Raw genomic sequence first — 13,619 nt, forward strand, 5'->3', positions numbered from 1 at the left:
GTGAGCGTCAGAAGAACGTCCGGATCAACTCGACCACCCGGCCGTCGGCGTCGACCACCGGAATCAGCTGCCACTTGTCGAAAACCGTGCAAGGGTGCGATATTCCGAACTCCAGCCAGTCGCCCACCTGCACGCGACCGCCGCCTCCGAGCCGCAGATACGCGTGCTGGTCGTTGAGCCGGGTGACGTGGCTGTCGGCAAGCGCGAGCGGCACCGGCAGCTCTTGGTCGAACGACACGTCGCGGCGGCCCATGGCCAGCACTGCCAAGCCGGGCTCCGGCGTCGAAACCACCTGCGCCCAAACGCTTATCGCGGGCACGAAACCGCACTGACCGCCGCGAGTCAGCGGCGACGTGCGCTGGTACAGCCCGTGATCGTGCGTCAGGTACGCGCCGCTGCGGATCACCGTGCGCACCGTGAGTCCACTCGGCCACCCCGTCAGCGCCTCGGCGACCAGGTCGAAATAGGTGCTGCCACCGGCGGTTACCAGCACCTCGTCGGTCTCGAAGGTCAGCCGCAGCACCGCGGCCCGCATCTCGGCGAGGAAGTCGCCGACCCGCGCCAGCGCCTGCGGGCCGACGTCATGGCCCAGCGCCGCTTCGTATCCCGAGACGCCCACCAGCCGCAGCTGCGGGCATGCGATCACCGCGCGGGCGACCTCGTCTACTTCGCCGGCGCTGCGGCATCCGGTGCGTCCGCCCGGCATTCCAATTTCCACGCAGACCTCCACAGGCCGCGTCACGCACGTCGCCAGTACAGCCGCCATGGCCCGAACCCCGGGCACCGAATCCACCCAACACACGAAGCCGAATTCAGCGTCACGTGCCAATTCGCCCGCCAGCCAACGCAATCCGCCAGCATCGACGAGTTCGTTTGCCAGGATCACATTGCGGACACCGAACGCACGGCACACCCGCGCCTGGCTGATCGTGGCCACCGTGATCGCGCATGCGCCAGCACCGAGCTGACGGGCGAACAGCTGCGGCGCCATATGCGTCTTGCCGTGCGGCGCGATCGCCACGGCCGAGCGACGGCACCACTCGGCCATCGCCGCGACATTGTGCGCGAGCGCGTCCGCGCTGAGCACGCACACCGGCCCCACCGCGCCGTCGTCGAACAGCACCGGCCGGTCGGCGCAGACCTGCCCCACGGTGCGGCCGGCCCACGACGGCGGCAATCCCTTGAACCGCCAATCGACGGGCTCGTCGGACAGCGCCGACACCGCGGCCGCGTCGATGTCCACGTCGCCTACCGACACGTCAGGTGGTCGTCCGGCACGGTCGCAGGCTGATGGCTCATGACCACGATTCGACCATGGCCCTGCCCACTGGGTGACGCTCTCGGACCGACGACAGCCCGCCCAGTCCGCAACGGGTCGATGACCTAAGCTCGCTGGTCGTGAGTCCAGAGCCCCGCGACGCCGATCTGCCGGAGCAGTTCCGGATCCGGCAGGCCAAGCGCGAGCGGCTGCTCGAGGAGGGCCACGACCCGTATCCGGTCAACGTGCCGGTCACCCACACCCTGCGCCAGATCCGCGACAAGTATCCCGACCTCCCCGCAGACGCGACCACCGGCGAGATCGTCGGCACCGCGGGCCGTGTGGTGTTTGCCCGCAACTCGGGCAAGCTGTGCTTCGCCACGCTGCAGCAAGGCGACGGTACGCAGCTGCAGGCCATGGTCAGCCTGGCCAGCGTCGGACAAGAGGCTCTGGACCGGTGGAAGTCGGAAGTCGACCTCGGTGACATCGTGTTCGTCCACGGCGAAGTCATCAGTTCACGCCGCGGCGAACTGTCGGTGCTGGCCGACTCCTGGCAGATGGCGGCCAAGGCGCTGCGGCCCCTGCCGGTGGCGCACAAGGAGATGAGTGAAGAGTCGCGCGTGCGGCAGCGCTACGTCGACCTCATCATGCGGCCGGAAGCGCGGGCCGTGGCGCGCCAGCGTGTCGCCGTGGTCCGCGCGCTGCGCAACGCGCTGCACCGGCGCGACTTCCTCGAAGTCGAGACGCCGATGCTGCAGACGCTGGCCGGCGGAGCCGCCGCCCGACCGTTCGTCACCCACTCCAACGCGATGGACGCCGAGTTGTACCTGCGTATCGCTCCGGAGTTGTTTCTCAAGCGCTGCGTGGTCGGCGGCTTCGAGCGGGTCTTCGAGCTGTCCCGGGTCTTTCGAAACGAGGGTGCAGATTCCACGCATTCGCCGGAATTCTCGATGCTGGAGACTTACCAGGCTTATGGCACGTACGACGATTCGGCCGTGATGATCCGCGAAGTTATTCAGGAAGTTGCCGACGAAGTGTTCGGCACGCGGCAGTTGACGCTCGCCGACGGTACTCCGTATGACATCGACGGACAATGGGCGTCCATCGAAATGTACCCGTCGTTGTCTGAAGCGCTGGGTGAGCTCATTACTCCCAAGACACCCGTACCGGATCTTGTCGGCATCGCGACACGACTCGGCATCGAGATCCCGACTGATCGGCCGTTCGGGCACGGCAAGCTCGTCGAAGAATTGTGGGAGCATTCCGTCGGAAACAACTTGTATGCGCCGACGTTCGTGCGTGACTACCCGGTGGAAACCACCCCGCTCACAAGGCAGCACCGCAGTGTGGCGGGGGTCACCGAGAAGTGGGACCTCTACGTCCGTGGCGTCGAGTTGGCAACTGGCTATTCGGAATTGGTGGATCCGGTGGTGCAACGTCAGCGGTTCGAGGCGCAGGCCCGCGACGCGGCCGCGGGTGACGACGAGGCGATGGTGCTCGACGAGGATTTTCTGGCGGCGATGGAGTATGCCATGCCTCCGACCACCGGCACCGGAATGGGCATCGACCGCCTCATGATGGCATTGACCGGGCTCGGAATTCGGGAGACGGTATTGTTCCCGATTGTTCGCCGACATCAAAACTGAACCTCTGCGGTAACGAGTCGGCGTTGGCTGACGACACCGATTATGGCAGATTAGTATGCCGGAGTAGACTTCCGCAGCACCACGAGGCCGCAATGTTCAGTAAGGAGCAATGTAGATAATGGCCAAGAAAGTAACCGTTACGTTGGTTGATGATTTCGACGGCGAAGCACCTGCTGACGAAACCGTAGAATTCGGCCTCGATGGCGTGACCTACGAGATAGATCTGTCATCGAAGAATGCCAAGAAGCTGCGCGACGATCTGAAGGTTTGGGTGGAAAAGGGCCGCCGAGTCGGCGGACGTCGTCGGGGCCGGTCTGGCTCCGGTCGTGGCCGTGCGTCGATCGACCGCGAGCAGAGCGCCGCGATCCGGGAATGGGCCCGCCGCAACGGCCACAACGTGTCGACTCGCGGCCGCATCCCGGCCGACATCATCGACGCGTTCCACGCGGCGACGTAATTTCAGGCGTCGCCTGACCCTCTCTTCCACCGACACCGCGTCGGCTCTTTCGCTAGGGGCGAATAGGGTGGGGCGCGGGGAGGAAACGAATCAGCGCGCCACAGCGTTCTACCTCCCGTAACGAGAGACGCACCGCAATCGGCTGGCTCCCATGGGTGGGGCAGCCCGGGCCACAGGCCATTAGAGTGGACAGCGGGTATTCGGGATCACTCAATCGATCCGCGTACTCACTGGTGAGGGAGAGCAGGTAACCACCGATGTTCGAAAGATTTACGGATCGCGCACGCCGCGTTGTCGTCCTGGCTCAAGAAGAGGCCAGGATGCTCAACCACAACTACATCGGGACCGAGCACATCCTTCTCGGGCTGATCCACGAGGGTGAGGGCGTCGCCGCGAAGTCGCTGGAGTCGCTCGGCATCTCGCTGGAGGGCGTTCGCAGCCAGGTCGAGGAGATCATCGGCCAGGGTCAGCAAGCGCCGTCGGGGCACATCCCGTTCACGCCGCGCGCCAAGAAGGTGCTGGAGCTGTCGCTGCGTGAGGCGCTGCAACTCGGCCACAACTACATCGGCACCGAGCACATCCTGCTCGGGTTGATCCGCGAAGGCGAAGGCGTCGCCGCCCAGGTGCTGGTAAAGCTCGGCGCCGAGCTCACTCGGGTGCGCCAACAGGTCATCCAGCTGCTGAGCGGCTACCAGGGCAAGGAGACCGCGGAAGCCGGCACCGGCGGCCGCGGCGGCGAGTCCGGCAACCCGTCGACATCCCTGGTGCTCGACCAGTTCGGCCGCAATCTGACCGCGGCCGCCATGGAAGGCAAGCTCGACCCGGTCATCGGCCGCGAGAAGGAAATCGAGCGGGTGATGCAGGTGCTGTCCCGCCGTACCAAGAACAACCCGGTGCTGATCGGCGAGCCCGGCGTCGGCAAGACCGCCGTCGTCGAGGGTCTTGCCCAGGCGATCGTGCACGGCGAGGTCCCCGAGACGCTGAAGGACAAGCAGCTCTACACGTTGGATCTGGGTTCTTTGGTGGCCGGCTCGCGCTACCGCGGTGATTTCGAGGAGCGCCTGAAGAAGGTGCTCAAGGAGATCAACACCCGCGGCGACATCATCCTGTTCATCGACGAGCTGCACACGCTGGTCGGTGCCGGCGCCGCCGAGGGCGCGATCGACGCTGCTTCGATCCTGAAGCCGAAGCTGGCCCGCGGTGAGCTGCAGACCATCGGCGCCACCACCCTCGACGAGTACCGCAAGTACATCGAGAAGGACGCGGCGCTGGAGCGCCGGTTCCAGCCGGTGCAGGTCGGGGAGCCGACGGTGGAGCACACCATCGAGATCCTCAAGGGTCTGCGCGACCGGTACGAGGCGCACCATCGCGTCTCGATCACCGACAGCGCGATGGTGGCGGCCGCCACGCTGGCCGATCGCTACATCAACGACCGGTTCCTGCCGGACAAGGCCATCGACTTGATCGACGAGGCCGGTGCCCGGATGCGGATCCGCCGGATGACCGCACCGCCAGACCTGCGCGAGTTCGACGAGAAGATCGCCGAGGCGCGCCGCGAGAAGGAGTCCGCGATCGACGCGCAGGACTTCGAGAAGGCGGCCGCACTGCGCGACCGCGAGAAGCAACTCGTGGCACAGCGTGCCGAACGTGAAAAGCAGTGGCGCTCAGGCGATCTGGATGTGGTCGCGGAGGTCGACGACGAGCAGATCGCCGAGGTGCTGGGCAACTGGACCGGCATCCCCGTGTACAAGCTGACCGAGGAGGAAACCACTCGGCTGCTGCGCATGGAAGACGAGCTGCACAAGCGGATCATCGGCCAAGAGGATGCCGTCCGTGCAGTTTCCAAAGCGATCCGCCGCACTCGCGCCGGCTTGAAGGACCCCAAGCGTCCGTCGGGCTCGTTCATCTTCGCCGGGCCGTCCGGTGTCGGTAAGACCGAGCTGTCGAAGGCGCTGGCCGAATTCCTGTTCGGCGACGACGACGCGCTCATCCAGATCGACATGGGCGAGTTCCACGACCGGTTCACCGCTTCGCGGCTGTTCGGTGCCCCTCCGGGCTACGTCGGCTACGAAGAGGGCGGCCAGCTCACCGAGAAGGTGCGGCGCAAGCCGTTCTCGGTCGTGCTGTTCGACGAGATCGAAAAGGCGCACCAGGAGATCTACAACAGCCTGCTGCAGGTGCTCGAAGACGGCCGGCTCACCGACGGTCAGGGTCGCACGGTCGACTTCAAGAACACCGTGCTGATCTTCACGTCGAACCTCGGCACCGCCGACATCAGCAAGGCGGTCAGCCTGGGCTTCAGCCAGGGTGGCGGCGAGAACAACTACGAGCGGATGAAGCAGCGCGTCAACGACGAGCTCAAGAAGCACTTCCGCCCGGAGTTCCTCAACCGCATCGACGACGTCATCGTCTTCCACCAGCTGACTCAAGACGAGATCATCCGGATGGTCGATCTGATGATCAGTCGCGTCGAGAAGCAGCTGAAGAGCAAGGACATGGCGCTGGAGCTCACGCCCAAGGCGAAGGCGCTGCTGGCCAAGCGCGGCTTCGACCCGGTGCTGGGCGCGCGGCCGCTGCGTCGCACGATCCAGCGGGAGATCGAGGACCAGCTGTCGGAGAAGATCCTCTTCGAGGAGGTCGGACCCGGCCAGCTCGTCACGGTCGACGTGGACAACTGGGATGGCGAAGGCTCCGGCGAAGACGCGGTGTTCACCTTCACCGGCACTCGCAAGCCGGCAAAGGATGCCGAACCGGACCTGGCGCAGGCCGGAGCGGAGTAGCGATTTCGGCGCGCAAACCTACGCTCAGCTACGGTTTGCGCGCCGAAATCGCTTGTCGCGCGATACGCTCCGCGCGTGCTGATTGTCACCACCAACGACCTTCCCGGCTGGGAGATCCAGCGGGTGTGCGGCGAGGTGTTCGGCCTCACCGTCAGGTCGCGTAATGCGTTCTCTCAGATCGGCGCGGGCTTCAAGTCCATGTTCGGCGGCGAGTTGCAAGGCATGACCAAGAACCTGGCCGAGAGCCGCAACGAGGCGATGAACCGGCTGATGGCCGAGGCCCGCACCCGCGGTGGAAACGCGATCATCGGCATGCGGTTCGACACCACCGAGCTCGGCGATACCTGGACCGAGATCTGCGCGTACGGCACCGCCGTTCAAGCCGTGCCTGTCACCGACGCTGCGAAGTACACCGCGAGCCAACTGGGTTACGGCGGCCCACAACCGCAGCAAGCGCACACGCCGGGACCGCCGGCCGGGCAGCAGCCGCAGCCCTACGGCCCGCGGTAGGGCGTCGTTGACCCCCGGGGCCCCCGCCCCTAAGCTGCCCTTTGTACTTGATGGGCTGAGGAATCTGGTGAGACTCCAGAACGGTCGCGCCACTGTTTACAGTCAGACCCGACGTCCGTCACCTCGTCCGCTCACGGGACGCTCGATCCCGAAAGGAATGTGACATGGCATCAACCGACGCCCGCACGGCATCCGCGAAGGTGCGGGTCATCGACCTGTCCGCCGCCAGAGCCGCTCTGTGGCTGGCAGGCACGGTGTTTCTGGCTCTGCTGGTGGTCTATTTCGTCGGCTTCGACCAGGGCGCGGTTTCGATCTTCGGCAGCGACAACCATGTCCACGAATTTCTGCACGACGCACGCCATCTGCTCGGCTTCCCCTGCCACTAAGGCATGGAAAAGCACCTCATAGCCCGCGGCCTCGTCGCGGGCGCTATCGGCGGTGTGATGGCTTACCTGTTCGCCCGTGCGTTCGTCGAGCCTTCCATCGGGCGTGCGATCGCCTTCGAAGACGCGCATATGGCCGGCCACGAACAGGGCGGGGAATTGTTCACCCGTGCGGTCCAACAGAACATCGGAATGGGCTTCGGGGTCGTCGCATTCGCAGTCGCGATGGGCGCACTATTCGCCGTCGCGTTCGTGGTGACGTATGGCCGTGTCGGTGACCTGGGCCCTCGGGCCCTGTCAATGACGTTGGCGGCGTGTGCCTTTGGCGTGATCGGGTTGGTGCCGTGGTTGAAGTATCCGCCGAATCCGCCGGCCAGCAGTCTGGAGGAGACCATCCGCGAGCGCTCCGGCTTGTACCTCCTGATGGTCGTGCTGTCGGTGCTGTGCGCGATCGGAGCGGTGTGGCTGGGCCGACGCCTGCTGCCGCGGTACGGCCAGTGGAGCGCGACGCTGATCGCCGTCTGCGCACATCTGGCCGTGATAACCGGCGTGATGGTGGTGATGCCCGACATCGCCGAAACGCCAGGCGATTTCCCGGCTGACGCGTTGTACGACTTCCGGCTTCACTCGATGGGCACCCAGCTGGTCATGTGGCTCACCATCGGTGTGGTGTTCGCGTCGCTGAGCGCCCGAACGCTGACCGAACAGCCGAAGATGGAACGGACGCCGAGCCTCACACGGTGAGCCAAGTCGTTCGGCTGACCTTGGTATCGCACGCGATGACCGATGCGATGGCAGCCGGGCGATTTCCGGTCGACGAGCCGGTCAACGAGCTCGGCCGCCGACAGGTGGAGCCGTTAGCTCACTGTCCCGCAACGCAATTCAACGCCTGGTCGGGGCCGGAGCGGCGGTGTCGGCAGACCGCGCAATTGCTCGGCTTGGAAACCAGGCCCGACCCGCGGCTCGCCGACCTGGATTACGGCCGCTGGCGCGGCAAAACGCTCGCTGACGTGCCGGCCGACCATCTGGCGCTATGGCAGGCCGATCCGGCCAGTACGCCGCACGGCGGCGAGTCCGTGACCGGTCTGCTGTCGCGGGTGTCCGGTTGGCTGGGCTCGCTGACTCCGTCGCGGGTTGTCGCGGTGACCCATCCAGCCGTGATCCGGGCGGCAATCCTGTTGGCCCTCGATGCGCCGCCGAAGTCGTTCTGGCGCATCGATATCGGGCCGGTCAGCCGCACGGAGATCAACCTGCGCGGCCAAGGCTGGACGCTGCGCCTGCTCTAGCCGAAGTCCACCAATCTCACGGCTGCCGCGGCAGCATCGCGAACACCTGCTTGGCGATCGATATCAGCCACGCTCCGGCGCTGGGACCGTGGAACCGCGGCCAGTTCAACTGGAAACTGACCACCCATGCCTGTGCATTGTCGTCTATGGCGTACCAGCTGAAAGTCAAGTCTCCCGGCAGATTTCCGGCCTTCGCCGCGATGTAGGGCCACTGCCGCCGATCCAGGTCGATTCCGGGGATCGCCGAGACGATGTCCCGCACCGGTGCAGCGGCCCCGACGGCGTGCCTCTGTAGCGCCGCATGCACCCGGCAGATGTCTTCGGCACTGCCGTACCACTCCGCGCCGTAAGCCGAGGCGGGCGAATGGGTGCGCTCCGGGTCCGGTTGATACGGGCGGGAATTCGTCTGCGCCAGCAGCTGAGCCCGGGCCTGCGGCTGGCCGGTGTCGACCGCGCTGCGCCACTGCTCACGCAGATCGGGCTCACCCCAGCCGACCGAGAACAACTCGTGCATGGTGGGAAACGGAGTCATGCTGCCCGGGTCGTGATGACCCGCCGCGACCAGCGCCCGTTCCACCGCGGCGGTGCCCACCTTGTCGATCAGCAGATCGGTTGCCATGTTGTCGCTGTTGGCGATCATCTTCTCCGCCGCGGTGCGCACGGAAACCTGCGCGCCCGGTGCCAGCTTTTCCAGACCCGACGAACCAACAGCCTTGGCACGCAACGTGATAGTCAGCTTGTCGTCCCACGACAGCTTGCCGGCGCTCACCGCGTCGGCGACCGCGTGCAGCACATAGAGCTTGAAAATCGATGCCAGGGGCAAAGATTGGCCGGTGTTGGTGCCGGCTACCTTCTCGCAGCGACCATCGACGACCTTGGACACCTGATAGGAGTACCGCGCCCAGGATTTGGCCAACTCGGCGTCGACGTCGGCCCAGTCGTTGATCTTGGGCTGTCGCAGTTCGGCGTGGAACTGGTCGACCATTCCGTGCTCGTCGGTGTGGATGTCGATGTCCTGGCCGGCGCCGAACGAGTTGACCAGATGAAGCTTGACGCGCCCAGCGTTGTAGTCCACCCCGGAAACCGTGAACGGCCTTTCCCACCAGAGGTTTTCCATGGTGTCCCGCACGCTGTTGACCATGTCCGGGGCGGCCAGCGTTGCCACTCCGACCGGCCCGATCGGCCAGTTGGAGTTCAGCATGTCGACGGTCTGCTTGGCGCGGAAACCCGGCGGCGTGTTCATGTTGATCGGCACGCCGGCGGTACTGCTGGTAACGCCGGACGACGCGGACGGCGTCGAACAACTGCATGCCAGGGCGACGGCCACCGCGGCCAGCGACGCTGCCGCCCGGCTCGCGCTACGACTTGGTGCCAGACCCCGCAACGTCCAACACAACCTCGAACTCCAGCAAAGACGCGCCCGTCGCCACCGGGTTGGCGCGTTCACCGGCGTGGGCATGCACCGCCGGCCCGGTGGCCCAGGCCTGAAACGCCTCTTCAGACTCCCACTGCGTCACGACGAAATAGCGGTTCTCGCCTTTCACCGGCCGCAGCAGCTGAAAGCCGAGAAACCCGGGCTGATTGTCGACGGCGTGGGCCCGGTTGGCGAATCGCTTTTCAAGTTCGGGGCCGGCGTCCGGCGGCACCTCGATTGCATTGATCTTCACCACGGCCATGGGCTCAGGCTACCGTGCGGCCATGCTGACCTTCCGCGGCGGCCACGGGCGGCCACTGGTGTTGCTGCACGGCCTGATGGGCCGCGGCAACACGTGGCGGCGCCAGGTCCCGTGGCTCACCGAACTGGGCCGCGTCTACACCTACGACGCGCCGTGGCATCGCGGCCGCGACGTCGTCGACCCGCATCCGATCAGCACCGAGCGGTTCGTCGCCGAGCTCGGTGACGCGGTGGAGTCGGTGGGCGAATCGGTGACGCTGGTGGGCCACTCGATGGGTGGGCTGCACGGCTGGTGTTTGGCCGCCGAGCGCCCCGAGCTGGTGACTGCGCTGGTGATCGAAGACATGGCTCCGGACTTTCGCGGCCGCACCACCGGGCCGTGGGAGCCGTGGCTGCACGCACTGCCGGTCGAATTCGGCTCGGCACAAGACGTGTTGGACGAGTTCGGGCCGGTGGCCGGCCAGTACTTCCTCGACGCGTTCGACCGCACATCGACCGGGTGGCGGCTGCATGGCCACGTCGAGCGCTGGATCGAGATCGCCGCGGAGTGGGGAACGCGTGACTACTGGCAGTCGTGGCGGGCCGTACAGGCCCCGGTGCTGCTGATCGAGGCCGGCGACTCCGTGACGCCGCCGGGCCAGATGCTGCGGATGCACGAGATGGCAGAGCGCGCAGACTATGTACGCGTTGCCCAGGCGGGCCACCTGGTGCACGACGAGGCGCCACGGCAATTCCGCGACGCCGTCACGGCGTTTCTAACGACGCTCGCCGAGCGCCCCTGACGCCGGCCACGACGGCTGCCGTTCGAAGCGGGTGCGGATGGCATCGAGCTCGTGCTGCATGCGGCAAGCGTCAGAGCTGTCGCCCGACAACCGGCCGCGCATCGGCGCCGACACCCGGAACTGCTCCATGCCGACGCGCAACTCGCTCGAGCGGTGCGCCGCCCAGCCCAGCAGCACCGCCACGACAAACGGCGCCATCAGGATCGAGAACGTGAGCACAGCGGTCATGGCAGTAACTCTGCGCTACTCAACATTGCGCCAACAGTGGCAGCACTGACGTATTGCGATAAAATACTGCCATGGCTTTGCGATCGGTCGCGGTGTTGATCCTGGAGAAGCTGTCGATCTTCGAGTTCGGGGTCGTCTGCGAGGTATTCGGTGTCGACCGCGAATCCGACGGAGTGCCCAACTTCGACTTCCGGGTGTGCGGGCCGCAGCCCGGACAGCCACTGGAAACGTCAGTCGGCGCGAGAGTCATTCCCGATCACGGTTTGGACGGGCTCATCGGCGTCGACCTCGTAGCGGTGCCCGCGGTGCACCCCGCGCAAGGACCCGAGCCGTACCCGCGCGAGGCGCTTGCCGCGCTGCGTGCCGCCGCCAAATCAGGCTCGACGATTCTCACCGTCTGTTCGGGCGCGTTCGTCGCCGGCGCCGCCGGGCTGCTGGACGGGCGTCGATGTACGACGCATTGGATGCACGCCGACGAGCTGGCGCGCACCTATCCGACCGCGCACGTCGACCGCGACGTACTGTTCGTCGACGACGGCAACTTGATCACCAGTGCCGGCACGGCCGCGGGTATCGACGCGTGTCTGCACCTGGTCCGTCGGGAACTCGGCAGCAAGATCACCAACATCATCGCGCGCCGGATGGTGGTGCCCCCGCAGCGCGACGGCGGTCAGCGTCAGTTCATCTCGCAGCCGGTGCCGACCAGCTGTTCTCCGGGGTTCGCGCCGCAGCTGGACTGGATACTCGCGAATCTCGACAAGCCGCACTCCGTGGCTTCGATGGCACGCCGCGCCAACATGTCGGCGCGCACGTTCGCGCGAAAGTTCGTGGAGGAAACCGGCACAACGCCGATGCACTGGGTGACCGAACAGCGGGTGCTCTACGCCAGGCAGCTGCTGGAGGAGACCGATCTGGACATCGACCGCATCGCCGAGCGGTGCGGCTTCGGCACCGCGACCCTGCTGCGCCACCATTTCCGCCGGCTGGTCGGGCTCACCCCGTCGGATTACCGGCGCAGGTTCGCCTGTCCGGATGCCTCGTGCGAGAAATCCGCTTGAGCACCAACGTTTTTCGTGCCCTCGCCGGCAAGCGCGTAACGACCGTCGGCCGTCTGCTCCACCAGCCCGTCGGCCAACAAAGATTCCAGAGCGCGATCGCGCTGCGCCTGGTCCGTCAGCCACGCGATGTCCAGCTGTGCGCGTGACACCGGAAAATCGTTGGCGCGCAAGACGTCGAGCAACCTGCCGCGCACCTGTCGGTCGGTGCCGGCGTAGGCCTGAGGACGACGGACCGGCGCCTCGACAGGCGGTCGGCCCGCCGCTCGCCACGCGCAGCCGCTGAGCGGGCACACGCCACAGCGCGGTGCCCGGGCGGTGCAGATCGTCGCGCCGAGCTCCATCAATGCCGCGGAAAACGTTGGTGCACTGGCATTCTCGGGGAGTATCGCGGCAACTTCGGCGAGATCACGACTGCTTGGCGCAGCGTCGGCGATCCCGTGGACCACACGGGCGAACACCCGGCGGACATTGGTGTCGACCACCGGAACTCGGTGACCGTAGGCGAAACACGCCACGGCACGGGCGGTGTACTCGCCGATTCCCGGCAGAGTCCGCAGCGTTTCGACGTCGTCGGGCACCACGTCGTCGTGGTCGCGGGCAATCACTGTCGCGCACTCGTGCAGCCGCTTCGCGCGGCGCGGATACCCCAGCTTGCCCCACGCCCGCAGCACATCGGCTGCACTGGCCGCCGCCGTCGCAGACGGCGTCGGCCACCGTCGCACCCAGGCTTCCCAAACCGGCTGCACCCGCGCCACCGGCGTCTGCTGCAGCATGACCTCGCTGACCAGAATCTGCCAGGGGCTCACGCCCGGCCGCCGCCACGGCAGATCGCGCTGAGCCACCTCGTACCAGCCGATCAACTCGACACTGTCGACGGTCATCTGCCGGTCCGGACGGTGGCAAGGCACAATGTCACGCATGCCGACCACGAATCCCGCGTCCGCCTGGAAGTCACTCAAGGAGGGTAACGAGCGCTTTGTCGCCGGCAAGCCCGCGCACCCCAGCCAAAGCGTCGAGCATCGCGCCAGCCTGGCGGAGGGCCAGCGACCCACTGCGGTGGTGTTCGGCTGCTCCGACAGCCGGGTGGCCGCCGAGATCATTTTCGACCAAGGCCTCGGTGACATGTTCGTGGTCCGGACCGCGGGCCACGTCCTGGACTCGGCTGTGTTGGGCTCGATCGAATACGCAGTGTCGGTCCTCGAGGTGCCGCTGATCGTCGTGCTCGGCCACGACAGCTGCGGCGCGGTCAAGGCGACCCTCAACGCCCTCGACGAAGGTGTGATCCCGCGCGGATACGTTCGCGACCTGGTAGAACGGGTCACTCCGTCGGTGCTGACCGGCCGCCGGGAAGGCCTGCAGCAGGTAGACGAGTTCGAGGCACACCACGTGCGGGAGACCGCCGCGCAGCTGCTGAGCCGGTCGACCACGATCCTGGAGCGGATCCCGACCGGCGAGCTCGCGATCGTCGGCGTGACGTACCACCTCGCCGACGGTCGGGTGGTGCTACGCCACAGCGTCGGCGAGATCGGCGAGCATCCCGCAGGAAGTTAGCCCGG

Annotated in this window: 15 protein-coding genes; 10 read left to right on the forward strand and 5 right to left on the reverse strand. The window is 66.4% G+C overall.

Annotated features, from left to right (window positions below; all coding sequences use genetic code 11):
* Nucleotides 1-7 precede the first annotated feature (7 nt).
* On the reverse strand, nucleotides 8-1,258 hold the full coding sequence (locus AC5Y39_RS18340) for an alanine racemase (RefSeq protein ID WP_500020817.1): 1,251 nt from the start codon (nucleotides 1,256-1,258) through the stop codon (nucleotides 8-10).
* A gap of 140 nt (nucleotides 1,259-1,398) precedes the next feature.
* On the opposite strand from AC5Y39_RS18340, the gene lysS reads away from it, so the two are divergent.
* The 7 genes from lysS (at nucleotide 1,399) to AC5Y39_RS18375 (ending at nucleotide 8,320) form a co-directional block, all read left to right on the forward strand.
* The gene (lysS, locus tag AC5Y39_RS18345; RefSeq protein WP_500020815.1) at nucleotides 1,399-2,904 is read left to right on the forward strand and encodes a lysine--tRNA ligase; all 1,506 of its coding nucleotides are present in this window, start codon (nucleotides 1,399-1,401) and stop codon (nucleotides 2,902-2,904) included.
* A gap of 118 nt (nucleotides 2,905-3,022) precedes the next feature.
* The gene (lsr2, locus tag AC5Y39_RS18350; protein WP_499907222.1) at nucleotides 3,023-3,361 is read left to right on the forward strand and encodes a histone-like nucleoid-structuring protein Lsr2; all 339 of its coding nucleotides are present in this window, start codon (nucleotides 3,023-3,025) and stop codon (nucleotides 3,359-3,361) included.
* A gap of 257 nt (nucleotides 3,362-3,618) precedes the next feature.
* Nucleotides 3,619-6,141: an ATP-dependent protease ATP-binding subunit ClpC gene (gene clpC1, locus AC5Y39_RS18355; protein WP_500020813.1), complete on the forward strand. Its 2,523-nt coding sequence runs from the start codon at nucleotides 3,619-3,621 to the stop codon at nucleotides 6,139-6,141.
* A 75-nt stretch (nucleotides 6,142-6,216) separates the two neighbouring features.
* On the forward strand, nucleotides 6,217-6,651 hold the full coding sequence (locus tag AC5Y39_RS18360) for a YbjQ family protein (protein ID WP_500020811.1): 435 nt from the start codon (nucleotides 6,217-6,219) through the stop codon (nucleotides 6,649-6,651).
* 164 nt (nucleotides 6,652-6,815) lie between these two features.
* Nucleotides 6,816-7,037 (forward strand): CbtB domain-containing protein, encoded by a 222-nt coding sequence (locus AC5Y39_RS18365; protein ID WP_500020809.1) that lies wholly within the window; start codon nucleotides 6,816-6,818, stop codon nucleotides 7,035-7,037.
* A 3-nt stretch (nucleotides 7,038-7,040) separates the two neighbouring features.
* Nucleotides 7,041-7,778, forward strand: a complete 738-nt coding sequence (locus AC5Y39_RS18370) for a CbtA family protein (RefSeq protein ID WP_500020807.1) — start codon at nucleotides 7,041-7,043, stop codon at nucleotides 7,776-7,778.
* On the forward strand, nucleotides 7,775-8,320 hold the full coding sequence (locus AC5Y39_RS18375; RefSeq protein WP_500020805.1) for a histidine phosphatase family protein: 546 nt from the start codon (nucleotides 7,775-7,777) through the stop codon (nucleotides 8,318-8,320). The genes AC5Y39_RS18370 and AC5Y39_RS18375 overlap by 4 nt, the downstream gene beginning before the upstream one ends.
* A gap of 16 nt (nucleotides 8,321-8,336) precedes the next feature.
* Here the strand turns inward: AC5Y39_RS18375 and AC5Y39_RS18380 are convergent, their stop codons facing one another.
* On the reverse strand, nucleotides 8,337-9,695 hold the full coding sequence (locus AC5Y39_RS18380) for a serine hydrolase (protein ID WP_500020869.1): 1,359 nt from the start codon (nucleotides 9,693-9,695) through the stop codon (nucleotides 8,337-8,339).
* A complete protein-coding gene (gene mhuD, locus AC5Y39_RS18385) occupies nucleotides 9,679-9,996 on the reverse strand; it encodes a mycobilin-forming heme oxygenase MhuD (protein ID WP_499907209.1) in 318 nt (105 codons plus the stop codon). Before mhuD ends, AC5Y39_RS18380 begins: the two co-directional genes overlap by 17 nt.
* On the opposite strand from mhuD, the gene AC5Y39_RS18390 reads away from it, so the two are divergent.
* A complete protein-coding gene (locus AC5Y39_RS18390) occupies nucleotides 9,995-10,777 on the forward strand; it encodes an alpha/beta fold hydrolase (RefSeq protein ID WP_500020803.1) in 783 nt (260 codons plus the stop codon). The genes mhuD and AC5Y39_RS18390 overlap by 2 nt on opposite strands.
* On the opposite strand, the gene AC5Y39_RS18395 is transcribed toward AC5Y39_RS18390, so the two are convergent.
* A complete protein-coding gene (locus tag AC5Y39_RS18395; RefSeq protein WP_500020801.1) occupies nucleotides 10,751-11,005 on the reverse strand; it encodes a hypothetical protein in 255 nt (84 codons plus the stop codon). The two genes, AC5Y39_RS18390 and AC5Y39_RS18395, sit on opposite strands and share 27 nt — an antisense overlap.
* Before the next feature lie 71 nt (nucleotides 11,006-11,076).
* Here AC5Y39_RS18395 and AC5Y39_RS18400 point away from each other — a divergent pair, with 71 nt between their 5' ends.
* Nucleotides 11,077-12,063 carry a GlxA family transcriptional regulator gene (locus AC5Y39_RS18400; RefSeq protein ID WP_500020799.1) on the forward strand — a complete coding sequence of 329 codons (987 nt, stop codon included), beginning with the start codon at nucleotides 11,077-11,079 and terminating at the stop codon, nucleotides 12,061-12,063.
* On the opposite strand, the gene AC5Y39_RS18405 is transcribed toward AC5Y39_RS18400, so the two are convergent.
* Nucleotides 12,012-12,944 carry an iron-sulfur binding domain-containing protein gene (locus AC5Y39_RS18405; RefSeq protein WP_500020797.1) on the reverse strand — a complete coding sequence of 311 codons (933 nt, stop codon included), beginning with the start codon at nucleotides 12,942-12,944 and terminating at the stop codon, nucleotides 12,012-12,014. The genes AC5Y39_RS18400 and AC5Y39_RS18405 overlap by 52 nt on opposite strands.
* A gap of 37 nt (nucleotides 12,945-12,981) precedes the next feature.
* On the opposite strand from AC5Y39_RS18405, the gene AC5Y39_RS18410 reads away from it, so the two are divergent.
* The gene (locus AC5Y39_RS18410; RefSeq protein WP_500020795.1) at nucleotides 12,982-13,614 is read left to right on the forward strand and encodes a carbonic anhydrase; all 633 of its coding nucleotides are present in this window, start codon (nucleotides 12,982-12,984) and stop codon (nucleotides 13,612-13,614) included.
* The last annotated feature ends 5 nt before the right edge of the window (nucleotides 13,615-13,619 follow it).

This window comes from Mycobacterium sp. NGS39, assembly GCF_059812765.1.